The organism is Acinetobacter ursingii DSM 16037 = CIP 107286 (assembly GCF_000368825.1).
Taxonomy (GTDB): domain Bacteria; phylum Pseudomonadota; class Gammaproteobacteria; order Pseudomonadales; family Moraxellaceae; genus Acinetobacter; species Acinetobacter ursingii.
The window spans coordinates 893187-918728 of record NZ_KB849717.1 but is presented as its reverse complement, the minus strand read 5'-3'; the positions used below and the strand labels follow the sequence as shown (position 1 = coordinate 918728).

Here is a 25542-nt window from a genome sequence, read left to right as displayed (position 1 = left end):
GGGTTTTGTTTATTCTACTCAAGTTCCTTCTCCCTTAGAGAGAAGGTTAAGATGAGGGGGAATGACCTCTCCCTAACCCTCTCTTAAAAGCAAAGGGGATTTAAGCAGGAAATTAAACCACTAAATTGACCAATTTATTCGGTACAACAATTTCTTTCTTGGTTGGACCCGTTAAGAATTGTTGAACCTCAGGCAATGCTTTAGCCAATGCCAATAATTCATCTTTCGATGCATCAATAGAGACTTCTAACTTGCCACGAAGCTTACCATTGACCTGTACCACAATAGTTTGAGTATTGCGGGTCAATGCAGACTCATCAACCACAGGGAATGTGACCTGAACTAAATCAACACCAAACTGGCTCAATAAAGTCTGACTTAAATGCGGTGCAAATGGAGCAAGCAAGGTTAGGAGTGTCGTGATCGCTTCACGTAATACAGCGATATCATTGTCATCTTTTGCTTCAAACTTATTGCTGGCATTAAGTAATTCCATCAATGCGGCAATAGCGGTATTGAAGGCATGACGACGTTCAATGTCATCACCTACTTTTTGAATGGTTTCATGGGTTTTACGACGTAAATCCTGAGCATATTGAGATAGATTAGCAGTATCAATCGTCGTTGCTGGGTTGCCTTGTTCTAGGAAGCCAGCAGCCAAACGCCATACACGTTTCAAGAAACGGTTTGCGCCTTCCACACCTGCATCTGACCATTCTAGAGATTGATCAGGTGGCGCGGCAAACATCATAAACACGCGCGCGGTATCTGCGCCGTATTGATCAATGATCGCTTGTGGGTCAATGCCGTTGTTTTTCGATTTGGACATTTTTTCTTGTCCACCGATCACGACATCCTGACCATCACCTGAATATTTCGCAGACAGGATACGACCTTTTTCATCTTTTTCTAAAAGGATATCGGCAGGGTTAAACCAAGTTTTCTTGCCGTTTTCTGCTTCACGATAGAAGGTATCTGCTAACACCATGCCTTGAGTCAGCAAGTTGGTAAATGGTTCGTTACCTTGTACTACACCTTCATCACGCATCAATTTATGGAAGAAACGTGCATAAAGCAAATGCAAAATCGCGTGTTCCACACCACCGATATATTGATTGACAGGTAGCCAGCTTTGCGCAGCTTCCGGTTTGACCATACCACCAGTGAAGTCTGGAGATGCATAACGTGCGTAATACCAAGATGACTCAACAAAAGTATCTAAAGTGTCTGTTTCACGACGAGCTTCGCCACCACAGCTTGGGCAAGTGGTTTGATAAAACTCAGGCATTTTATTGAGTGGATTACCCGAGCCATCTGGAACCACATCGGTTGGCAATACCACGGGCAATTGATCTTCTGGAACAGGTACTTGACCGCATTTTTCGCAGTTGATCATTGGAATTGGGCAACCCCAATAACGCTGACGAGAAACACCCCAGTCACGTAAACGGAATTGAACTTTGGCATTGGCAAGTCCTTGTGGCTCTAATTTTGCAAGGAAAGCATCAAATGCCGCTTGAAAATCTAGACCATCAAACTCACCTGAATTCACCAGTTTGCCATCTTTAGAGCCGTACCATTCTTGCCATTCAGTTGCAGAATATTCTGCATCGTCAGCACCTTTGGCATCAATCACTTGGGTGATAGGCAAGTTAAATTTATTGGCAAATTCGAAATCACGTTCGTCATGTGCAGGAACTGCCATGACCGCGCCTGAGCCATAAGACATCAACACATAGTTGGCAATCCAGACAGGTAAATCTTCACCCGTTACTGGGTGCTTAACAGATAAACCTGTTGCCATACCTTTCTTTTCAGCCGTGGCTAAATCCGCTTCTGCGACTGAACCCATACGACATTCTTCAATAAATGCAGCAAGTGTAGAATCGCCTGCTTCTGCTTGGAGCGCCGCTGCTTTTAGTGCCATTGGATGTTCTGCTGCAACCGCAACATAAGTCACACCCATTAAGGTATCTGCACGGGTGGTGTAAACGGTTATGCCATCGGCGTAGACTTCGGTGTTTGCAGATGGAAAAGTAATGTCCATCCCAGTAGAACGACCAATCCAGTTGCGCTGCATGGTCAAGACTTGTTGTGGCCAACCGTCTTTTAATGTATCTAAATCGTCTAATAACTCTTGCGCATAGTCAGTGATGCGGAAGTAATACATTGGAATATCACGCTTTTCGACCAATGCACCTGAACGCCAGCCACGACCATTTTCAACTTGCTCATTGGCAAGTACAGTCTGGTCAACGGGATCCCAGTTTACGGTTGAAAGCTTACGATAGATCAAGCCTTTCTTATAAAGTTGGACAAATAACCATTGTTCCCAGTGATAATATTCAGGGGTACAGGTCGCAAATTCACGATCCCAATCCACAGATAAGCCCAATTTTTTTAATTGGTCACGCATATAGGCGATGTTTTCAAAGGTCCATTTGGCAGGGGCAACCTGATGCGCAATCGCTGCATTTTCAGCAGGTAAGCCAAAAGCATCCCAACCCATCGGTTGTAATACGGTTTCACCTTTTAAACGATGAAAACGACTGATCACATCACCTATCGTATAATTACGTACATGCCCCATATGCAGTTTGCCACTTGGGTAGGGGAACATCGACAGGATGTAGCGATGTTTACCTTCAACAGTGTCTGCAACTTTAAATGCCTTGCGAGCTTCCCAGTCTTGTTGAACTTGAGCTTCGATAGCACTTGCTTGATATTCGGGGTCAATGTGAGTAGTCATAAACGTATTAAGGACAACAATGTAAAGTTAAAAAATATTGCTGCACAGCATAGCGCAAAATCAAAAAAAAAGCGCATGTTGTACAAGGGATTTTATACACAATATAAAAAACAGATCTGGAATCTATCCAGATCTGAGATTTATGTTTGATTTGAGTGAGGTCATTTAAACTGCACGATTTGTCGCTGGAGCAGCGCTTGGTGCGGTTTGTTCAGATTTTGGCATTACCTGAGGTGGGTTAGGCGCAGGTGTTGATGACTGATTTTTATTGCCATTTTCTGTATTTGGCTGAGTTTGCTCTGGATGAGCTGGATTATTTTGTGTAGGGCGTGAAGTATGCCCATAAGTATTAACTTGTCCTTGTTTTTTTGAACCTTTGGGTGGTGGTGTAGTGGTGTAGTGCGTCGAACCTTTGCTATCCACCCATTTGTAATATTGTTCAGCATGATTCTGAGTGGCAAATAGCATCAGACTAGCCATTAGCGCGCTTTGTGCTAAAAAAAATACCTTAGAACGATACACTATATATTTGCTCATAGCCTGAATGTCCATTAATAACAATCTGATTTTATAACGAAAAAAACGTCAATAAAGTTGAGTAATGCTGATTGTAAATCATACGCTTTAAATTGCGGTAAATGAACAAAAATGAAAAGAGGAATTGCGATAAATGGTGTAAATAAATCGATTAAGCTTCAAGTAATCTGGTTTAAAAATATACACACAAAAAATAAACGGCAAAAAGCGAGCATTTCGCCTTGACTTTAATAGTTGAAACATAAAAAATGTTCGCTTTAGTTTTATATGCCTTTATTCGATCACCCTTCGAATAATGTCATGGTATGTAATGGACATTCTCTCTAGCCGAGAGGGTGATTTTGCTCAAGACCTGTTTATCCCAACAGTTCTTTAATGAAGCTGAGACAACTTATACGGTGATCAGTTTAGAAATTTTTCCTATTACAGCAAAAACTTGGAAGTATGTGTGCTATAACAGTGCAGAAAGTAAATGAATGACACACTATTTATGTCTCCCATAAATGGTGCAAAAGACTAGGGTGAATCACGTTGGAACTTTTATCTGGTGGTGAAATGCTCGTTCGCGCACTTGCGGATGAGGGCGTTGAACACGTTTTTGGATATCCAGGCGGCGCAGTTTTACATATTTATGACGCGCTTTTTCAACAAGACAAAATTAATCATTACCTTGTACGCCATGAACAAGCCGCAGGTCATATGGCCGATGCTTATTCTCGCGTAACTGGTAAGACGGGTGTGGTGCTGGTCACTTCAGGTCCAGGCGCAACCAATACTGTCACTCCAATTGCTACAGCTTACATGGACTCAATCCCAATGGTGATTTTGTCTGGTCAGGTTGCCAGCCATTTAATTGGAGAAGATGCATTTCAGGAAACAGATATGGTCGGTATTTCCCGTCCAATCGTAAAGCACAGTTTCCAAGTGCGTCATGCCAGTGAAATTCCTGCCATTATTAAAAAAGCATTTTATATTGCTTCAAGTGGTCGTCCGGGGCCAGTTGTGGTCGACATTCCAAAGGATGCGACCAATCCTGCTGAAAAATTTGCCTATGAATATCCTGAAAAAGTGAAGATGCGTTCGTATCAGCCGCCTTCACGTGGACATTCAGGACAAATTCGTAAAGCCATTGATGAGTTGCTTTCTGCAAAGCGCCCTATGATTTATACGGGTGGTGGTGTGGTTCAGGGCAATGCATCTGCATTATTGACTGAGCTTGCGCATTTGCTCGGTTATCCAGTGACCAATACCCTAATGGGTTTGGGGGCGTTTCCAGGCGATGATCCACAATTTGTGGGCATGTTAGGGATGCACGGAACTTATGAAGCCAACATGGCGATGCATAATGCCGATGTGATTTTGGCGATTGGCGCGCGTTTTGATGACCGTGTCACCAATAATCCTGCCAAATTCTGTCAAAATGCCAAAGTCATTCATATTGATATTGACCCAGCAACCATTTCCAAGACCATTATGGCGCACATTCCTATCGTAGGTGCTGTTGAGCCCGTGCTTCAGGAAATGCTGGCACAACTCAAGCAAATGAATGTGTCGAAGCCAAATCCAGAAGATATTGCTGCTTGGTGGTCACAAATTAATGAATGGCGTAAAGTTCATGGCTTACGCTATGAAACGGGTCAAAATGGTGTGATGAAACCACAACAAGTGGTTGAAGCATTGGATCGTGTTACCAATAGTGAAGCGATTATTACTTCTGACGTTGGTCAGCATCAGATGTTTGGTGCGTTGTATTATAAATACAAGCGTCCACGTCAATGGATCAACTCAGGCGGTTTGGGCACCATGGGTGTTGGTTTACCTTACGCAATGGCTGCAAAACTTGCCTTCCCAGATCAGCAAGTAGTGTGTATTACGGGTGAGGCATCGATTCAAATGTGTATTCAGGAATTATCAACCTGTAAGCAATATGGATTAAATGTCAAAATCCTATGCCTGAATAACCGCGCCTTAGGGATGGTTAAACAATGGCAGGATATGAATTACGAAGGTCGTCATTCAAGTTCTTATGTTGAATCATTGCCTGATTTTGCCAAGTTGATGGAAGCGTATGGTCATGTTGGCATTACCATTGAGCATGCTGATGAGCTTGAGTCCAAGTTGGCTGAAGCGATGGCCATTAATGATAAATGTGTGTTCATTAATGTCATGGTTGATCGTACTGAGCATGTTTATCCAATGTTAATCGCAGGTCAGTCTATGCAAGACATGTGGTTAGGAAAAGGGGAGCGTACCTAATGAGACATATTATTTCTGTACTCGTTGAAAACGAAGCTGGTGCGCTTTCTCGTCTAGTTGGTTTGTTTAGTCAACGCGGTTATAACATTGAAACATTGAATGTTGCGCCAACTGAAGATGAAACTTTATCTCGTTTGACCTTGACCACGTATGGTGATGATCACAAGATTGAGCAAATTACCAAACAACTGAATAAACTGGTTGAAGTGGTGAAAGTCGTTGATCTTTCAGAAGGTGCTCATATCGAGCGTGAATTGATGTTGATCAAGGTGAAAGCCTTAGGTGCAGCTCGTGCTGAGATTAAACGCACTGCGGACATTTTTCGTGCACAAATCGTCGATGTAACGCCAACGACTTATACCATTCAGATTGCAGGGACTACCGATAAACTTGATGGCTTTATCGATGCACTTGCAGAAAATACGATCTTGGAAGTGGTTCGTTCAGGTGTATCTGGTATCGCACGTGGCGAAAAGGTTTTAACAATTTAATTTTTTAAAAAACCTCATCCCAACCTTCTCCCAGAGGGAGAAGACGTCCCCTCTCCTTGAGAGGGTTAGGGTGAGGGGGAAATACTCAACATATTTTAAAGTTTTCATGGAGACAAAAGATGCAAATTTTTTACGATAAAGACTGTGATTTATCTATCATCCAAGGCAAAAAAGTAGCCATTATTGGTTATGGTTCACAAGGTCATGCACACGCGCTTAACCTTAAAGATTCTGGTGTTGACGTCACCGTGGGTTTACGTGCAGGTTCTACTTCTTGGAAAAAAGCTGAAAATGCAGGCTTGAAAGTTTCTGAAGTTCCAGCAGCAGTTGCTCAAGCTGACTTAGTCATGATCTTGACCCCAGATGAATTCCAGTCACAACTTTATCGTGATGTAATTGAGCCGAACATCAAAGAGGGTGCGACTTTAGCATTTGCTCATGGTTTCTCTGTTCTTTATAACCAAGTTGTTCCACGTAAAGACTTAGACGTCATCATGGTTGCGCCTAAAGCACCAGGTCACACTGTACGTTCAGAATTCCAACGTGGTTCTGGTGTACCTGATCTAATTGCAATCCATCAAGATGCTTCTGGTAATGCACGTAATGTGGCGCTTTCTTACGCTTCAGGCGTAGGTGGTGGTCGTACGGGTATCATCGAAACTTCTTTCCGTGAAGAAACTGAAACTGACTTGTTCGGTGAACAAGCGGTTCTTTGTGGTGGTGCGGTTGAATTGGTGAAAATGGGCTTCGAAACTTTGGTCGAAGCAGGTTATTCTCCAGAAATGGCTTACTTCGAATGCTTACACGAACTTAAATTGATCGTGGATTTGATGTTCGAAGGTGGTATCGCAGATATGAACTACTCAGTGTCTAACAACGCTGAATATGGCGAATATGTCACGGGTGTTGAAGTCATCAATGATCAATCGCGTGAAGCAATGCGTAATGCGCTTAAACGTATCCAGTCTGGTGAATATGCGAAAATGTTCATTCAAGAAGGTGCGTTGAACTATCCTTCTATGACTGCACGTCGTCGTCAAAACGCTGCTCATGGTATCGAAGTAACGGGTAACAAGCTACGTGCGATGATGCCTTGGATCCAAGCAAACAAAATTGTTGATAAAGAGAAGAACTAATTTCTCGAATCAATTAATTTGAATGCCAAGACCCACTCTATTTGAGTGGGTCTTTTATGTTTATTGTTACGTGCCTCAAAAAGATGAAAGCGGTGTTTCCATCTTTTTTCGTACCTTGGATTCAAGCGAATAAAATCGTAGACAAAAAAAGAACTAATTTGAGTTGAGTTTCTGAAAAACCCTGCAAATTGCAGGGTTTTTATTTATCACAGCTTTGTTGGAAACCCGTGATTTAATTCATAAAACCCATCAAATTTGTGTTTTTATTCTGTTGATTTTTAAGGTAAAAAAAACTTGACCTTCACAGCGATAGTGGTATTGTTTAATGACATCAAAAACTTGATGTTAAGAAGGTAAAAGTGAGCAGAGAGAGGGCTGTTTATTTAGCTTTCAAAATAAAAACAAGTATCTAATAACCATGGAAATTTTGTATGGTACATGTTGATTATGACTATACCTTTGTACTCGGTTCAGTTCTAGTCGCTGTCATCGTGTGCTATGTAGCCATTTCTACAGAACAATTAATTTTTAAAGACACCTACAAGCATTTTGAAAAATGGATTCTAATTTCCAGTAGTCTTATTTTAGGCTTTGCTATTTGGTCGATGCATTTTGTTGGGATGTTTGCCTGCCATTTACCTGAAGGCTATTCTTTCGATCTAGGCTTAACCATATTGTCCTACCTGATTGCAGCAGTAGCTTCACTGTTCGCACTTTGGTTAACATCCCGTCCAACTTTACCTTTGCCTCGTCTTGTGATTGGCTCTGTTCTCATGGGTTTGGGAATTTCAGGGATGCATTATACGGGTATGATGGGCTTAGTGATCGAAAATCATCATCTGGTCTATGATCCTTTGATTGTCGTATTTTCAGTGCTCATTGCGATTAGTGGTTCGGGTTTGGCTTTTTTTCTCATTTTCAAATATAAAAGTGCAATTGGACGAAAATCTGGGTTAAAACTAGCAATAGCGGTGACGATGGCGCTCAGTATTGTGGGGATGCACTATACAGGTATGGTTGCGACTACATTCATTTCGACTCATAATAATCATGTCATGATGGGTTATGAAGCAGGTCAGGGACTGCTCTTATTTACTATCCTGTTTGTGACTAGCCTGATTTTGGTTGCTGGTTTTTGTGTTGCTGTTCTAGAGCTCAGGCTGGAGGAGCGTAATCATGCACTTTCACAATTAAATAAAGAACTTGCAGGTCTAGCGACCAAAGATAATCTAACCAAATTACCTAATCGTTTATTTTTAGTTGATTATGCGCAAGTCATTTTTGCAGAACACCGTTTACGTGAGCAGAATATTGCTTTTTTATATTTAGATTTGGATCGCTTTAAGTCAGTCAATGATGCTTTTGGTCATCATGTAGGAGACCAGTTATTGATTCAGATGGCGAATCGTGTTTACCGCCATTTAAATGAACGAAGTAAGTTTTTGAGAATAGGGGGTGATGAGTTTTTACTGATCATTGAAAACTCGACTATTGCAGAAGCAATTGAAAAAGCTGAAGATGTTTTGCAGCAGGTTCAGGAAACCTATCTCATTATTGGCAAAGAAATTAATGTATCGGCCAGTGTGGGGATCGCGATGTATCCTGAACATGGCGCGAATTTACAAGATTTATTAATTAATGCTGATGCGGCCATGTTGAGTTCTAAAGAGCAGGGACGTAATACCAGTACATTGTTTAGTTATTCCAGCGTACAGGATGAGGCAAAAAGTCAGTCCAAATTGATCAATGATTTGTATAAGGCTGTAGATGAGCAACAATTTGTATTATTTTACCAGCCCAAATTCACCATTCATCAAAAAATTTGTGGGGTGGAAGCTTTAATTCGCTGGCAACATCCAACATTGGGATTACTCACTCCCCATATGTTTATTGATGGCGCGGAAAAAACGGGTTTGATTGTTCCAATGGGCTATTGGGCACTTGAAGAGGCCTGTAAGCAGATTCAGGAATGGGTTCATAATAATATTCCTTTTTATCCGATTGCCGTTAATCTTTCTGCAATTCAATTTGAAAACAAAAAATTATTTTCAACTCTTGAAAGTTTAATAGAAAAATATAATATTCAACCTAATCATTTAATTATCGAAATTACTGAATCAACTGCGATGCGTCATATTGATATGAGTATTCGCACTTTTGAACGTTTACGTGATTTGGGTATTCGTATCGCCATTGATGACTTTGGTACAGGTCATTCTAGTTTTCTTTATTTAAAAGATTTACCTGTAGATGAGCTTAAGATTGATCGTGGTTTTATTGTGAACCTTGAATCAGGTTCGAAAGAAAAAATTATTCTGGAAAGTATTATTCAGCTAGCAACAAAATTAGGATTATGTGTCACAGCCGAAGGCGTGGAAACTCCTCAACAAGCCGAAATTTTAAGTCGTTTAGGTTGCCATCAGCTACAAGGTTATCTATTGGGTACGCCTGTTTCAGTAGATCGTCTTGCTATATATAAAGAAAATCACCAATTTGCTTAAAATTTTTATAAATTATTGATATTTTAATAATTTAAATAGTTCGGTAATTTTTTATATATTAAGTTCTTTTTTGGAACTTGATTGTGTATAGTATTGTTATCTGCTGATGTTAAGGACGAATGCTCATTTTAATACAGCAAGATTTATACGATTTTAATTATCTAAGTATTCAAAAAACATAGCACAGGAGAAATGAATCATGGATTTAAAAAAAATGACAGGATTGGAAATAATGCAGGCCTTTGCTCAAGGCTTATTTCCCGCACCTGGTATTGCGAAAACCATGCCGATGCAACCACTTGAAGTTGAACATGGGCGAATTGTATTTGAAGCGATTGCGGATGAACGACATACCAATCCTTTAGGTGGTGTGCATGGTGGGTTTGCTGCCACAGTACTTGATTCGGTCACTGGTTGCGCTACACATACTGTTTTGGCGGCAGGAGAGGCCTATGGCACGACAGATTTAGCCATTAAAATGTGTCGTCCGATGCCATTTAATCAAAAGCTGATCGCTGAAGGCAAGGTGATTAATATGGGCAAAAATCTGGTGATTTCAGAAGGCTATTTACGTGACGAAAACGGTAAATTATATGCGCATGCTACAGCGACCAACATGATTATTCGTGCTAAATCTTAGCGGAATCATTGATTCGAAAATAGACGAAATAATTCATTTTTTCTTCAAAAAAAGTAAGCAAGGTCGAGAACAGATTTTCAACTTTGCTAAATACCAGATATCATCATTGAAATTTGTATTGGATACATCCGATGTAAGAAAGCAATAAACAATAAACAGTTTTGGTATTTAGGCGCTGACTGCCGAAGATAGCATGTGGATAAAACAGATTTCATCCACAGAAACGGATGTGGCGATTTATCCTTTTGCTATTTCTGCTACAATTGCGCCAATTTTAGTTTTCTTACATCTAGGTAACAAATCGTGTTTACCGCAACGATGTTCAATATGAAGATTTATACATGTTTAAAGATCAGTTAGCGCAAGAAGTGAGTGCGCGTAGAACCTTTGCCATCATTTCGCATCCTGATGCGGGTAAAACGACCATGACAGAAAAATTACTGTTATGGGGTAAAGCCATTCAGGTTGCAGGTATGGTAAAAAGCCGTAAATCTGACCGTGCAGCGACATCTGACTGGATGGAAATGGAAAAAGAACGCGGGATTTCGATTACCACGTCGGTGATGCAGTTCCCCTATAAAAAACATACCATTAACCTACTCGATACGCCGGGACATGAAGACTTTTCCGAAGATACCTACCGTACTCTAACCGCAGTAGACTCGGCATTGATGGTGATTGATGGTGCAAAAGGGGTCGAGGAGCGAACCATTAAATTGATGGAAGTGTGTCGTATGCGTGATACGCCGATCATTTCTTTCGTCAACAAAATGGACCGAGAAATTCGAGAGCCTTTAGAACTTCTGGATGAAATCGAAAATGTTTTGAATATTCGCTGCGTTCCTATTACATGGCCTTTAGGCATGGGACGCGACTTTGCGGGTGTTTATAATATTCTTGAAGATAAATTATATGTCTATAAGGCAGGTTTTGGTTCAACCATTACCGATATCGAAGTGCGTGATGGTTATGATCATGCTGATATTCGTGAAAAAGTCGGTGAATTGGCTTGGGCTTCATTTGAAGAGTCCTTAGAACTGGTGCAAATGGCCAATGAACCTTTAGATCGTGATTTGTTCCTGCAAGGTAAACAAACGCCTGTACTTTTTGGTACAGCTTTGGGTAACTTTGCCGTTGATCATGTACTTGATGCCTTTATTCAATGGGCGCCAGAGCCGAAAGCACATCCCACGCAGGAACGTACCGTTGAAGCTACGGAAGAAGGCTTTAGTGGTTTTGTTTTTAAAATTCAAGCTAATATGGATCCGAAACATCGTGACCGTATTGCCTTTATGCGTATTTGCTCAGGCAAATATGAAAAAGGTTTAAAGATGAATCACGTGCGTATTGGAAAAGATGTGCGTATTTCAGATGCATTGACCTTCCTTGCAGGTGAGCGTGAGCATCTGGAAGAAGCTTGGCCGGGTGATATTATTGGTTTACATAATCACGGCACGATTCAGATTGGGGATACCTTTACCAGTGGTGAAAAGCTACATTTTACTGGTATTCCACACTTTGCCCCAGAAATGTTCCGTCGTGTCCGTTTGCGTGATCCTCTCAAATCCAAACAACTACAAAAAGGTTTAAAAGAGTTGTCGGAAGAAGGGGCAACCCAAGTCTTTATGCCACAAAATAGCAATGATTTGATCGTCGGTGCGGTGGGGGTACTTCAGTTTGATGTCGTCGCATATCGCTTAAAAGAAGAATACAAAGTCGATTGTATTTATGAGCCAGTCAACATTAATACCGTGCGCTGGATCTACTGTGATGATGATAAAAAAATGAATGACTTCAAGAAAAAAGCCCATGATCAATTGTCGCTAGATGGTGGTGGTCATTTGACTTATCTGGCACCGAGTCGTGTTAATTTGCAAATTATGCAGGAACGCTGGCCTGATATTGAGTTCCGCAATACACGCGAACACTAAATTGCATGCAGCAGCTTCTTTCGGGAAGCTGTTTTTTATTTTAAAGTAGACGCTTTGATCAATGTGGGAAAGCATCATGCAGATGACAAAACAGTTCTTGATGGTGGGTTTAATCGGGATATTGTCCATGCTGGCTGCTTGCACAAAAAGCGATCATGATCAGAAAGCTGAGCAGGAAAAGTCGGCTACTTCACACGATAAAGCAGAGATTTTACCTTATTTGGATATTCAGGAAAGCAAAGCCAAATATGCGTTGCCTTTTTGTGAAAAGAAAAACTGTATTGATATTGATATACAAAGTATTCAGACTAAAGACAGTTGGCTTAATAGCTGGGTTGAGCAAAAACTGGCGTATGTGGTGCAGGCGCAAATCGGTCAAAATCAGAAAATCAATTTGCAAAAAGCTATTAATGCCTATGTTGCCAAATCTGATACATGGCAGGATCAGTATTCTAAAAATCAGGCTTATGAGCTCCATATCACCACGCGAGTCGCTTCGCAGCGTAATGAATATGTATTATTGCAAGTTGGCCTAAACTCAAAACAAGAAGAAGTCACCGTAAAAGATCGTTATTATTTTTTTGTGGCCAATCGCAAACTGCAAAAAGAAGTCAACATTCTGGATATTTTACAGAAGAATCAACAAAGTAACATGAATCAAATTGTTCAGGATCATTATCAAAAATGGTTGAAGCAACAATCGGCTGAAGTACAGGCCGAAGCGCCGAAAAAATTATATTGGGGACAGGCGGACTGGTTTTTTGATAGTGAAGGGATTGGACTGCACTATCGTGCCAATCAAATTAGCAAACGAGCGGGTCAATTTGATATTTATTTATCAACAGCGCAAACTAAAGCATTGTTACAGCCTGAGATTTATCACAAAATGTTTTAATCTGTATTGAAATTTACACAATACTGGTCAAGCATGATCAAGTTACATTAGCATGAATTGAAAATTATTTTTTGTTAGGCAATCACGATGTTGCAATCTAAATATTCGCTGTTTCCAGCTCCACAAAGAAAACAATCTACTGCAAAACTTAGTTTGACAGTTGCGGTCTGTGCTTTATTGCTCACTGCTTGTCAGCCGAAGTCTAAACCTGAAGATACTGACCAGAAGCAAAATGCGGCTTCTGAAGTGCAACCACAAGTGTTGGCACTTGAAGGGTCATCTGTACGATTAGCTGTGAATTTGCCAGATTGTTCAGGCAAGAACTGCCCTCAATTTGTGGTTGAACGTTTACAGAGTAATTTCCCTTTTATTGATCAAATCATGGATCGGGAAATTTTAAAGAACTTAAAACAAATTTTGGATATTTCAGAGATTAATCAAAAAGAGCAGGCGGCTTCAACACCTGAAACGAATCCATCAAAATCGGATGATGTTGCTGCGAGTTCAGAACCTGTATCTGAGCAGCAAAAAATGCAGCAACAAGTTGAGCCCTATGTTCAATCTTTTGTCGAGATGGATAAAGAATTAAAAGCGTTGAGTGCCAATCATCAGATTAATATCATGATTAAACCCTCGATTTTAAAATCTCAAGAACCGATCGCGACTGTGGTTTTAAACACCAGTAGCTATTTAGGTGGTGCGCATGGTTCTTCGGCACAGCAGTATTACAACTTTGATTTGAAGCAACAAAAGCAAATTCAGCTGAATGATTTGCTCTTGCCCAATCAGAGAAAGGCACTGGAAGCTAAAGCACATGACGCTTTTAAAGCATGGGTGATGGACTCTAAGCTTGCGGATAATGTTAACGATTATGAACAAGCTTGGAAGTTTAAGCTTTCAGATAATTTCTTATTAGGCGAGCAAGGTTTAATTTTGCAATATGGCGAATATGAAATTGGGCCTTATTCAGCAGGTTTACCTCGTTTGGTAATTCCTTATGATCAACTCAATGGTATTTTAAAAGCTGAATATTTACCACATACTCAGGCAACTTCTGAGCCTGTGGCGAATGCGCAGCATCATAAGCCACAGAGTTAAGGGATGCATTTTTCACTGTTTGATACGCATACGCATTTTGATGTGCCAGATTTTGATCCTGATCGGAAGGTACTGGCACAACAAGCCAAAGCTGTTGGTGTAGAAAGACTGATTTTAATTGGCTTTAGCGAGTTCAGATTTGCAGATTTGATTCGTATTCAACATGAATTAAATCAGTTACAGCATGCTCCTATCAGCTATTTGGCTCCAGGGCTGCATCCTTTTTATATTGAGCAGCATGCGCCAGATCATTTGGAGCGCTTGGAACAAATTTTAAAACAAGAGTCCTGTATTGCTGTCGGGGAAATCGGACTTGATACTTTTTTGCCACAGCATAAACAGCCAGAACTTTATCTGAAACAAAAACAATATTTCACGGATCAACTGAATTTAGCAACGCAGTATAACAAACCTGTGTTATTGCATATTCGAAAAGCACATGCAGATGTGTTACAGATTTTAAAACAGCAACACTTTAAGTTGGGCGGTATCGCACATGCTTTTAGTGGTGGTGTTGAAGAAGCCAAAGCTTTTATTCAACTTGGATTTAAGTTGGGTATCACTGGGCAAATTACCAATCCAAATGCGAAAAAACTGCATCGTGTCGTTGCAGAAGTTGGACTTGAACATTTAGTAATAGAAACAGACTGTCCCGATATGACGCCATTGTGTTGCCAACAATCGACCGAACATCGAACCCGAAACACGCCTGTGAATTTGCCTTATGTATTACAGGGTCTAGCGGCAAGTTTAGCCATCGATGAGTCAACTGTTGCCCAAAAAGTATGGGAAAATTCATTGAATGTACTTCAACTAACGCAATAAAAAACAAGTACATTCAAAAGTATAACCAAAAGAAAACATTCTAATTTTAAAAGTGGCATACATTAAAAGAAGCCAATGAAACTTTAAAAGAACATAGCCAAACCGGAGGATAGCCGCATGGCCAGCTATAGCAAAATCAATAGTTTTAATGCTTTAAAAACACTCAATGTCGGTTCAGCTCAATATCAAATTTTTAGTTTGCAACAAGCAGCCCCGAAGCTCGGTGATATTCACAAGCTTCCCAAATCCTTAAAAGTATTATTAGAAAATTTGTTACGCTTTGAAGATGATCAGACGGTAAGCGCTGCGCATATCCATGCCTTAGTCGATTGGCAAAAAACCAAAACATCGGATCAGGAAATTCAATATCGTCCTGCACGTGTGCTAATGCAGGATTTTACAGGCGTGCCTGCGGTGGTCGATTTGGCTGCAATGCGTGCTGCTATGGCCAAAGCGGGTGGAGATCCTGAAAAAATTAATCCACTTTCTCCTGTTGATCTGGTGATTGACCATTCGGTGATGGTCGATCATTTTGCTGATGATCATGCTTTTGAAGAAAATGTCGAAATTGAAATGCAGCGTAATGGTGAGCGTTATCAGTTTTTACGTTGGGGACAGTCTGCATTTAACAACTTTAGTGTAGTGCCACCCGGAACAGGGATTTGCCATCAGGTCAATCTGGAATATCTGGCTCAGGCGGTTTGGACAGGTGAAGAACATGACCAAACCTTTGCTTTTCCCGACACTTTGGTCGGAACAGATTCGCATACCACCATGATCAATGGCTTGGGCGTATTGGGTTGGGGCGTCGGCGGGATCGAGGCTGAAGCTGCGATGTTAGGTCAACCGATTTCCATGCTGATTCCAGAAGTGATCGGATTTAAACTGACAGGAAAATTAAAAGAAGGGATTACCGCGACAGATCTTGTCCTCACTATTACCCAAATGCTTCGTCAAAAAGGCGTCGTGGGTAAATTTGTTGAATTTTATGGTGATGGTCTAGCGGACTTACCCTTGGCAGATCGGGCAACGATTGCCAACATGGCACCTGAATATGGTGCGACATGTGGTTTTTTCCCGATTGATGATATTACCCTTGAATATATGCGTTTAACAGGACGTAAAGCTGATCGTATTGCGTTGGTCGAAGCCTATAGCAAAGAACAGGGTTTATGGCGTAATGTAGGTGATGAGCCAGTCTTTACCGATACTTTAACGCTGGATATGGCAACGGTCGAAGCCAGTTTGGCAGGACCAAAACGTCCACAGGATCGCGTGGTATTGGCTAAAGTACCTGAAACTTTTCAGTCAGTGATGGATTTGACTTTAAAAGCAGCCAAACCTGAAAAAGAACGTCTGGAAAATGAAGGCGGTGGCGGTACTGCTGTTGATGCACAGCAATCAAATTTTGAGCATGAATCAGCACATTGTGTGATTGATGGCGAACGTTATGAGCTGCATCATGGTGATGTGGTGATTTCAGCGATTACATCGTGTACCAATACATCGAATCCAAGTGTGATGTTGGCCGCAGGTTTACTCGCCAAAAAAGCCATTGAAAAAGGTTTACAACGTAAACCGTGGGTAAAAAGCTCTCTGGCTCCGGGTTCTAAGGTCGTTACGGATTATTTGGCTGCTGCGGGTGTGACCCCATATCTGGATGAATTAGGTTATAACCTTGTGGGTTATGGGTGTACTACGTGTATTGGTAACTCTGGTCCATTACCAGATCCGATTGAGGCCGCGATTCAGAAATATGACTTAAATGTCGCATCTGTCTTGTCTGGCAACCGTAACTTTGAAGGTCGTGTACATCCTTTGGTGAAAACCAATTGGTTAGCTTCTCCTCCCTTAGTTGTGGCTTATGGATTGGCGGGAACCATTCGTAAAGATTTAACTTCTGAACCGATTGGGCAGGGCAAAAATGGCGAGGATATTTATTTAAAAGATATCTGGCCGAGCAGTGCTGAAATTGCAGAAGTTTTGCAGAAAGTGAATACGGATATGTTCCATAAGGAATACGCGGCTGTATTTGAGGGCGATGAGAGTTGGAAATCGATTCAAATTCCACAAAGTAAAACTTATGAGTGGGAAGATGATTCGACGTATATCCGTCATCCACCGTTCTTTGAGGGTATCGATCAGCCGCCAGAATCCATCACCAATATTGATTCAGCACGAATTTTAGCGGTATTGGGCGATTCAGTTACCACGGATCATATTTCTCCTGCGGGAAATATCAAAAAGGACAGCCCAGCGGGACGTTACTTACAGGAACATGGAATTGAGCCTAAAGACTTTAACTCTTATGGTTCGCGCCGTGGTAACCATGAAGTGATGATGCGCGGTACCTTTGCCAATATCCGTATTAAAAATGAAATGCTTGGTGGTGAAGAAGGTGGTAATACCATTTATATTCCAACAGGTGAAAAATTGGCGATTTATGATGCAGCCATGCGATATAAAGAAGATCAAACGCCATTGGTCATTGTTGCAGGTAAAGAATACGGTACAGGCTCATCACGTGACTGGGCGGCAAAAGGAACCAATCTTTTAGGTGTAAAAGCAGTCATTGCAGAAAGTTTTGAGCGTATTCACCGTTCAAATCTGGTGGGTATGGGCGTGCTGCCACTTCAGTTTGTGGATGGACAAAATCGTCAATCGCTGAGCCTGACAGGTAAAGAACAGTTGTCGATTTCTGGGCTTTCGGATGATATTCAACCCCATCAAACACTGGATATCACGGTGAAACGTGAGGATGGCTCAACCGATCAGTTTAAAGTGTTATGCCGTATTGATACTCTAAATGAAGTTGAATACTTTAAGGCAGGCGGAATTTTGCATTATGTATTGCGCAATTTGATTGCGGCATAAAAATAACTCAGTTCCTTTAACCGCCTTCTTCACGGCAAGAAGGCGGTTGTTAAATTCAGGCACTAACATTCTCAAATTAAACCCAGTAAAATAGCATGCTGAAAAATTCCTGAAAGAAGATGTAATGACTGAACTCCAAGCCGATGAATATGACCGCCGTTTCGCAGGCGTTGCCAAGATATATGGTGATGATGCGTTTACTCATTATGAAAAAAGTCATGTTATGGTGATTGGAATTGGCGGTGTTGGAAGTTGGGCTGTGGAAGCACTTGCACGTACAGGGATTGGCGAATTGACACTGGTGGATATGGATGTATTGGCCGCTTCCAATATTAATCGTCAGTTACCTGCGCTATCTTCAACCTTGGGGCAGGAAAAAGCAGAAGTCATGGCGGAACGCTGTCATCAGATTAACCCCCGGATCAAGGTCAATGTGATCGATGATTTTCTTACATCTGAGAATGTCGCAGACCTATTGATGTCTAAACCTGATGTGGTTTTGGACTGTATTGATGATGTCAAAGCCAAACTGGCTTTAATGCTGCATTGTCGTTTTAATAAAATCCCTTTAATTGTCTCGGGCGGCGCAGGTGGAAAAATTGATCCGCTTAAAATTCGAGTGGCTGATCTATCTAAAACTGAACAAGACCCGATGTTGGCAAAATTACGCAGTCAATTACGTGCTAAAGGAATTTGTAAAAAGCCAAAAGAAAAATTCGGGATGACCTGTATTTATTCGCTCGAACAACCTACCTTACAAAACAATCTATGCGCGAGTGCGGGTTTACGCTGTGGCGGCTATGGTTCATCGGTAATGGTGACTTCCAGCTTTGGCATGATTGCAGCGGCTGAAGTTTTGAAAAAATTAGACATGAAAAAAACGAAGCCTAAATAAGCTTCGTTCATTGTCAATATACTATTTTAAGCTTACAACGGGCGATAATAGGTATATGTGACATTATTATCTTTATATACATCGTAGCTTTGTTGTTTAAAATCAGAAATCCATTGACTACCGCTGTAACCCGCAATATGTCCATACACATGATTTGGGGTGCGTTTAATAATATAAATGTCACCCTTTTGTGGATGATCAAACTCAGGTTGAATTTGTCGATAACCAATTTTGGTTAAAGTATCGCCCCAGTCAGAAGCAGCAATAGGGTGACTGACGATCTTGGCACCCGCAGATTGCAAAGCGATACGAACACTTTTGGCACATTTTGCTGTGCTGTAGTTACCACTGATACTTTTTAATTTAGCAACGAATTTGTGGATATCGATCTGGCTACGTGAACCATCCGATCCAAAAGAAAACGGTGCTGATCTTTCCCTGTTTTCAATCACAGTCATTTGCGGTGCATTCTGTGTTTGATAACTATCTGCTACTTGTCCGTCATAAATCATCGTTCAAACTCGTTCTTACATTATTTACACATATCAATAACAATGTATTTGCTTGGCGGAATGATGCTATCGCCTGAACCTTAAAAAGTGTTTTAAGGAATGTAATAATATTTCACAAGTCTGAAACATTTATAAAAAAAAATAAATTTATCATGGTATTACTTTAGTGTCATTTGGCTAAAATTTGGTAAAAAAGAATTTAAATAAATCAATTTTTACTGGATTTAGTTCTGAATTAAAAAGTAATAATGAAAGCTCACACATAAATATATTGAAAGCGACACTAATTTGATAAATAGAAATAATCGATAAAAATTTACGATCAATATAAATCTGATTTGGCACGTTTTAACGCATGATGCCATCGTTCAAGATGATGAGAACGTTCATCTTCGTTCATTTGTGGTTCAAAGGCACGATCAAGTTGCCAAGACTCAGCGATTTCGTTGAGATTTGAAAAAATGCCAGACTTTAGACCTGCCATCGCGGCTGCCCCCCAAGCCGTTGATTCAAGCATTTTAGGACGTAATACAGGGACGTTGAGAATATCTGCCTGAAATTGCATCAGCATATCATTCTGACTCGCCCCACCATCGACTCGTAATTCTTTTAAAGGTTGGGATAAATCCGACTGCATGGCACAAAGCACATCCGACACTTGAAAAGCAATCGATTCAAGCGCCGCCCGCGCTATGTGGGCTTTATTGGTTCCACGTGACATCCCGCACAATAACGCACGTGCTTCACTGTCCCAGTGCGGTGCACCCAAGCACGTGAAAGCGGGAACTAATACTACGCCCTCACTGCTTTTGACCTGATTGGCCAATTGTTCAACCTGAACACTGCTCTGAATAATGCCCAAACCATCACGTAACCACTGTACAATTGCGCCAGCCATAAATACACTCCCTTCAAGCGCATAGCGGGTTTGATTCTGACATTGCCATGCCAGTGTGGTCAGCAGTTGATTTTGACTAAATTGTAATTCCTCGCCAGTATTAAACAGCATGAAGCATCCTGTTCCATAGGTATTTTTTGCTGTACCTATTTCAAAGCATGACTGTCCAAATAGGGCGGCTTGCTGATCACCTAAAACACCCGCGATCGGAATGGTGCTACCCAGTAACCCCGGTGCTGTATCAGCTATATAAGCATCAGATGAAATAATGGTTGGAAGAACCGAAGCCGGGATATGAAACAATTCGAGCAACTCTTCATCCCAGCTTTGAGTCTGAAGATTCATGAGCATGGTTCTTGAAGCATTACTGACTTCAATGACATGTTCTGCACCTTGAGTTAGATTCCAGATCAACCAACTATCGATCGTTCCAAAAGCAACACGCCCTTGCTCCGCGAGTGTTCTTAGTCCGTCTACATTTTCAAGCAGCCAGACCAATTTGCCTGCGCTAAAGTAGGGGTCGATTCTCAGTCCTGTTTTATGATGGACTTTATCCTGCAATTTTTGCTGGATTAGGCCACTGCACCAGTCTGCCGCACGACGATCCTGCCAAATAATTGCAGGTGCTAGTGCTTTGCCAGTACATTTATCCCATACCACCGTCGTTTCACGCTGATTGGTCAGTCCTAGCGCTTTAATATCCTTTGCCAAGACATGTGCAGAGGCTAAAGCCTGCTGTACCACTGCTATCTGACTTGACCAGATTTCATCGGCATCTTGTTCGACCCAACCTGAATGCGGGGTTCTTATTTTTGTTTCGCGTTGAGCGGTTGCATGAACATGTCCCTGTTCATCAAAAATAATCGCGCGGCTAGAAGTCGTTCCCTGATCGAGTGCAAGTAAATAGCTCATATTTGTTATAGATAGACTTGAAAAATAAAATATTATCTCAATTATCATGTTAAATACATCAGTAGAATCTAGTTGGTTATAAATTGCATAGCAATTTTTGCCGCCTGTGTTATGATGTATGAACTCATCTGGGGGTGTTATTGGCTTCGACGCTGGTGATGAAGCTCATAGATGCATGCCGAGAGCGCATTTTCTCTCGTAAATAAAATTTGCATTTTAATAGTCGCAAACGACGAAACTTACGCTCTAGCTGCCTAAGGGCAGCTTGTCCGCTTCCTAGAATACTTGTGGTTTAGGAACCCGACTGTAGCGCACGCACACAAGTCCGTATAGAGTCAAGCCTCGGGACTTTATACCAAACTTAGAGGATCGCAACTTGTACCCTGTTCGTCGGGTCACTTGGTGTTAAAACAATAGACGATATCTAAGCATGTAGTATTCTCGAGTGTAGTGCTGGCGGACGCGGGTTCAACTCCCGCCACCTCCACCAAATCCTTAAATTTATATGCCCGAATATGGGGATATATAAGACCAAAAGGCTTGAACTGTAAGGGTTTAAGCCTTTTTTTTTGCCTATATATAACTAATCTTAACTTTATATAGTATTGCTCACCGTGTATCCCTACGTGTATCCTAGAGAAAAAATTGAAACCGCGGGGATACAAGAAAATGAAGCGAGCCGAGATTAAACGCCGTCCATTGTCTGATACCGTTCTAGCTAATCTTGAGCCAGAAGCAAAAGAGTATCGGGAACTAGATGGCAATGGCTTATATTTTCGGGTCAAACCTGATGGTAATAAATCATGGCAATTGCGCTATAAAAAACCTGATGGTAAATGGTCATGGCTTGGTATTGGCGGGTATCCAGAAATAAGCGGACAGTTAGCACGTAAAAAAGCGCAAGAGCTAATTACGGACATTGGTAAAGGTGAAAACCCAATCATCACCAAACAAGAACGCAAAATAAAAGAATTAGAGGCAAATAACGCCACTTTTGAAGCATTGGCTAGAGAGTGGTTAGATACAAAACAAAATAGATGGGTAGCCGACACCATGACTAGAAATAAAGGCGCACTCGAAAAACATATCTACCCTGTTTTTGGTAAACGTCTTTATACCTCTATTCGCCCTATTGAGTGGATGAACCATTTAAAAGGGGTGCAGCAAGAGCATAAGATTTATGAACAAGTGAACCGTATCCGTGCTATGTGTCGTGATATATACGATTACGCTAAAGTCACTGGGCGTATTGACTACAATCCACTGGAGGGACTGCATAAGTTTTTAGAGCAGGGCGACAAAAAGAATATGGCGCATGTAGATGAAAAAGAGCTGCCACAACTATTAAGGGCTATTGATAACTATCCTACACCTGATATCCGTATAGGATTAAAACTTTTAGTTATGCTATTTTGCCGTCCCAGTGAATTAAGGGAGGCACAATGGGATGAGTTTGATCTTGATGAGGCAGTATGGAACATTCCAGAACAGCGCATGAAGAAACGCCGTGAGCATATCATTCCCTTGCCTAGACAAGCGGTAGCACTACTTAAAGAATTGAAAGAACTAAGCGGACATTCTGATTATTTATTTCCTAGCCGATCTAATCAACACAAGCCTAAATCCGACACGGTTTTTATTATGGCATTACGGCGTTTAGGTTATGAGGGACGACAGACACCCCACGGATTTAGACATATTGCTAGTACCTTACTTAACAACAAGGGCTTTGATGAGAGGCATATTGAAGCAGCCTTAGCGCACGTTAAGGATGGTGTAGCAGGCGTGTATAACAAAGCCCAATATCTAAATGACCGTAAATATATGATGCAATGGTACGCCGATCATTTAGAGCAATTGGCGGATGATAGCGTTATCCAATTTAAGAAAGCGTAATTGATGATACAGCGCGACAACATTTAACGTACTTCATTCTTTCACATGCTGAAATATGCCTGAATATCCATTATTATAAAGTTGCTAAGCCTAGGAGGCATCCGAAAGCATATACCCAATATGTTGACTTAGCATTTTTTGGGGATGCTGTGGGAGGCGATTTTGATTGGTGCAAATGAAGATGTAGACAGTATTCCAAAACAATTTATTTCGGTCATTGAATTGTTAGAGATTTTTGCCACTTGCGAAAATATGACTCATGAAAGAGCAGCTCAGTGGTTTATAAATAATATTCAAATATTAAATAGAACAAAAAAACTCATTCTAAAAAATGAATACACGCTTGTTGAATATGAGCAAAATGATAATGATTTTTATGGCTGTCCGATTGATACAATCAGGCTTATCGCAGATGGTGGGGATTACGACCCTTTTAGTGACTGTGTAGGATTTGCACGATATACGATATTAAAAGACTTAAAAAATGAGAGGTTAGATATTGATGATAGTTTAATTAACAATAGCTGTGCGTATCACTCAAAAAACTGTTATGAACACGATGATAATTTTTATAAAAATCAATCAAGTCACTTAAAAGAAGAGTTAGATTCCTTAACACCGAATGACAGTAAAAGATCCAACAAGAACAATGGAAATATCCCATTTATTCATTTTTTAGACCTTGACAGCCAGTCTTATGTCCCAAAATTTGCACTACTTTTAAGACTTCATCATGATTTAGTTTATGTAGGTCGTTATGATGATGAAACAAAAACTAGAAGAGTTGAAATGCTCTTAGAAGAATATGGAAGAGAATATAATGTACAACCCTCAACAGCTCAATATTATTCCAATCTGCTAACCACTAGAGATAAATCTAAAAAGTCAGCTAGTGAAGCCATAAAAAAAGCACTTTCAGACCAATCATAAATAAATTTGTATTTTGGCGATGAAAATTTATAGTTTTTATTTCCAAATTTATAATTATCTAATGAGAATTTATATTTTGATCTTCATAAGTATTATTTATCTACTAACTAATCATAATTCCATGCTGTAAATTCATATTTTTTACACTTAAATTTATATTTTTTTCCATTAAAAACATAAACATACTTATTCCATAAAGCGCCGTTATATGGAGTTAAGTAAATGCAACCTATCCGAATTACCTACAACCAAGCCTGTGAACTTTTAAGCATTTCACGCGATACCTTGCGTAATCTGACCTTAAAAGATTCAACATTCCCGAAGCCGTACAAATACGGCAGCAATCGCCAGTCACCAGTCTATTTCGATTATGCCGATCTGGTGGAATGGCACAAACAACAAAAAAGCCAACATTCGACTATGGAGGCTTGATCATGATCAATCATCAAACCGCCGTACTCAATCACCTCAAGCAAGGCAGAACCATTAGCCAAGCCGAAGCCATAGAGCTATGTGACTGTTATCGCCTTTCGGCTGTAATTGACCGCCTACGCAAGCAAGGTTATGACATCGTGACCCATAACGAGCCGAACCTGAACCATAGAGGCACACATGCACGATATGAGCTAAAAGCAGAGGTGACAGTATGAGCCAAGTTACCCATTTCGATTTTAAATCCAGTTCGGTTCGAGTTGTTCTGGATGACAATCAAGAACCGTGGTTTTGTTTGACAGATGTATGCAGGGTTTTGAATATTTCAAGATCATCCGATCTATTACAGATTCAAAGGGAGTACGTTAAAAACGAACCCCCTAAGCGACATGGTGCATTAGATCCAAAGGGGGTGGCGGATTATCACACCCCTACAAATGGCGGTATTCAAAAACTAAAGTTTATCAATGAGCCGAACCTTTACCGCATTATTTTCCGATCTAATAAACCCGAAGCAATCCATTTTCAAAACTGGGTGTTTGCAGAAGTGTTGCCGACCATTCGCAAGACTGGCTCATATTCAGCAAGACAAACCGCTTTTGATGAATTAAACCGCCTATGTATGCAAGAAAAACTATCCAAAGAAAAAGGCACATTTCATAGTCATGGGATGCACCGCCGTAAGCATGAAAAACACTTAAATGCTTTAAGAATTGACACTTGTAAGACAAATATTCAAATGACGTTTGAGGGTTACACAAATGAATAACTATGTAGACCCTGAATTTTTCAAAGCCTTTGACCACTATAAAAACATGGTGGCTCAATACGGCGATGACCACCCCATCACGGAGCAAGCATTTCTCTTAACGCTGCATCACACACCCGAACATATCAAAGAAGAAATGAACAAAAAGGCAAAGGAACTTAATTTACTGCCTAAACCAAGCGGGTACACCGATGACGGAGAACCGATGTTTAGCTTAGACGACATTGCCAAGCATCTTGGTATTTCAGTTGAGGAAGCCGAGCAAAGCCTTTTAAGGATGCTAGATAACCGCCAACAAGTCGGGCTATCCAATGACGGCGTTTATGTCAATTCTGACCTAAAGATCAATCGGATTCAGTGAGGTG

The 25542-nt window shown here is 40.8% G+C and carries 21 protein-coding genes and 1 other RNA gene; 18 read left to right on the top strand and 4 right to left on the bottom strand.

The features are described from left to right. Positions 1-112: 112 nt before the first annotated feature. Together leuS and F944_RS11820 are read right to left on the bottom strand one after the other, a co-directional pair. A complete protein-coding gene (gene leuS / locus F944_RS11825; protein ID WP_004990879.1) occupies positions 113-2749 on the bottom strand; it encodes a leucine--tRNA ligase in 2637 nt (878 codons plus the stop codon). A 165-nt stretch (positions 2750-2914) separates the two neighbouring features. Beyond that, positions 2915-3286: a DUF4124 domain-containing protein gene (locus F944_RS11820; RefSeq protein ID WP_004990877.1), complete on the bottom strand. Its 372-nt coding sequence runs from the start codon at positions 3284-3286 to the stop codon at positions 2915-2917. A 531-nt stretch (positions 3287-3817) separates the two neighbouring features. Between F944_RS11820 and F944_RS11815 the strand changes: the two genes are divergently transcribed. The 11 genes from F944_RS11815 (at position 3818) to F944_RS11765 (ending at position 18828) form a co-directional block, all read left to right on the top strand. After that, complete coding sequence (locus F944_RS11815) at positions 3818-5542, top strand: acetolactate synthase 3 large subunit (protein ID WP_004990875.1); 1725 nt, start codon at positions 3818-3820, stop codon at positions 5540-5542. Further along, complete coding sequence (ilvN, locus tag F944_RS11810) at positions 5542-6033, top strand: acetolactate synthase small subunit (protein ID WP_004990873.1); 492 nt, start codon at positions 5542-5544, stop codon at positions 6031-6033. The genes F944_RS11815 and ilvN overlap by 1 nt, the downstream gene beginning before the upstream one ends. Positions 6034-6152: 119 nt before the next feature. After that, entirely contained in the window at positions 6153-7169 is a 1017-nt protein-coding gene (ilvC, locus tag F944_RS11805; protein WP_004990871.1) for a ketol-acid reductoisomerase, read from the top strand. A 431-nt stretch (positions 7170-7600) separates the two neighbouring features. Further along, positions 7601-9670 (top strand): bifunctional diguanylate cyclase/phosphodiesterase, encoded by a 2070-nt coding sequence (locus F944_RS11800; protein ID WP_004990868.1) that lies wholly within the window; start codon positions 7601-7603, stop codon positions 9668-9670. A 199-nt stretch (positions 9671-9869) separates the two neighbouring features. Further along, the gene (locus F944_RS11795) at positions 9870-10310 is read left to right on the top strand and encodes a PaaI family thioesterase (RefSeq protein WP_004990861.1); all 441 of its coding nucleotides are present in this window, start codon (positions 9870-9872) and stop codon (positions 10308-10310) included. Positions 10311-10651: 341 nt separating this feature from the next. Then, the gene (locus tag F944_RS11790) at positions 10652-12241 is read left to right on the top strand and encodes a peptide chain release factor 3 (RefSeq protein WP_004990859.1); all 1590 of its coding nucleotides are present in this window, start codon (positions 10652-10654) and stop codon (positions 12239-12241) included. Positions 12242-12317: 76 nt separating this feature from the next. Continuing rightward, on the top strand, positions 12318-13136 hold the full coding sequence (locus F944_RS11785) for a hypothetical protein (RefSeq protein ID WP_004990857.1): 819 nt from the start codon (positions 12318-12320) through the stop codon (positions 13134-13136). Positions 13137-13223: 87 nt separating this feature from the next. After that, on the top strand, positions 13224-14234 hold the full coding sequence (locus F944_RS11780) for an RsiV family protein (protein WP_004990855.1): 1011 nt from the start codon (positions 13224-13226) through the stop codon (positions 14232-14234). 3 nt (positions 14235-14237) lie between these two features. Next, positions 14238-15059 carry a TatD family hydrolase gene (locus tag F944_RS11775; RefSeq protein ID WP_004990853.1) on the top strand — a complete coding sequence of 274 codons (822 nt, stop codon included), beginning with the start codon at positions 14238-14240 and terminating at the stop codon, positions 15057-15059. 117 nt (positions 15060-15176) lie between these two features. Then, the gene (acnA, locus tag F944_RS11770) at positions 15177-17933 is read left to right on the top strand and encodes an aconitate hydratase AcnA (RefSeq protein WP_004990850.1); all 2757 of its coding nucleotides are present in this window, start codon (positions 15177-15179) and stop codon (positions 17931-17933) included. A 124-nt stretch (positions 17934-18057) separates the two neighbouring features. Further along, a complete protein-coding gene (locus F944_RS11765; RefSeq protein WP_004990848.1) occupies positions 18058-18828 on the top strand; it encodes a tRNA threonylcarbamoyladenosine dehydratase in 771 nt (256 codons plus the stop codon). 32 nt (positions 18829-18860) lie between these two features. On the opposite strand, the gene F944_RS11760 is transcribed toward F944_RS11765, so the two are convergent. Together F944_RS11760 and glpK are read right to left on the bottom strand one after the other, a co-directional pair. Then, the gene (locus F944_RS11760; RefSeq protein WP_004990839.1) at positions 18861-19340 is read right to left on the bottom strand and encodes a hypothetical protein; all 480 of its coding nucleotides are present in this window, start codon (positions 19338-19340) and stop codon (positions 18861-18863) included. A gap of 322 nt (positions 19341-19662) precedes the next feature. Continuing rightward, positions 19663-21150 (bottom strand): glycerol kinase GlpK, encoded by a 1488-nt coding sequence (glpK, locus tag F944_RS11755; RefSeq protein WP_004990838.1) that lies wholly within the window; start codon positions 21148-21150, stop codon positions 19663-19665. A gap of 130 nt (positions 21151-21280) precedes the next feature. Between glpK and ssrA the strand changes: the two genes are divergently transcribed. The 7 genes from ssrA to F944_RS11725 all read left to right on the top strand — a co-directional run bounded on the left by ssrA (position 21281) and on the right by F944_RS11725 (position 25538). Further along, positions 21281-21640, top strand: a transfer-messenger RNA (tmRNA) gene (gene ssrA / locus F944_RS16805). Between the two features lie 179 nt (positions 21641-21819). Further along, positions 21820-23046 (top strand): tyrosine-type recombinase/integrase, encoded by a 1227-nt coding sequence (locus tag F944_RS11750; RefSeq protein WP_004990837.1) that lies wholly within the window; start codon positions 21820-21822, stop codon positions 23044-23046. 162 nt (positions 23047-23208) lie between these two features. After that, positions 23209-23976: a hypothetical protein gene (locus F944_RS11745; protein WP_026039940.1), complete on the top strand. Its 768-nt coding sequence runs from the start codon at positions 23209-23211 to the stop codon at positions 23974-23976. A 222-nt stretch (positions 23977-24198) separates the two neighbouring features. Next, positions 24199-24408 (top strand): helix-turn-helix transcriptional regulator, encoded by a 210-nt coding sequence (locus tag F944_RS11740; RefSeq protein ID WP_004990831.1) that lies wholly within the window; start codon positions 24199-24201, stop codon positions 24406-24408. A gap of 2 nt (positions 24409-24410) precedes the next feature. After that, positions 24411-24626, top strand: coding sequence for a helix-turn-helix domain-containing protein (locus tag F944_RS11735; RefSeq protein WP_004990828.1), 216 nt, complete (start codon positions 24411-24413; stop codon positions 24624-24626). Beyond that, positions 24623-25177, top strand: coding sequence for a BRO-N domain-containing protein (locus F944_RS11730; protein ID WP_004990825.1), 555 nt, complete (start codon positions 24623-24625; stop codon positions 25175-25177). Before F944_RS11735 ends, F944_RS11730 begins: the two co-directional genes overlap by 4 nt. Then, positions 25170-25538 (top strand): hypothetical protein, encoded by a 369-nt coding sequence (locus F944_RS11725; protein ID WP_004990823.1) that lies wholly within the window; start codon positions 25170-25172, stop codon positions 25536-25538. The genes F944_RS11730 and F944_RS11725 overlap by 8 nt, the downstream gene beginning before the upstream one ends. The last annotated feature ends 4 nt before the right edge of the window (positions 25539-25542 follow it).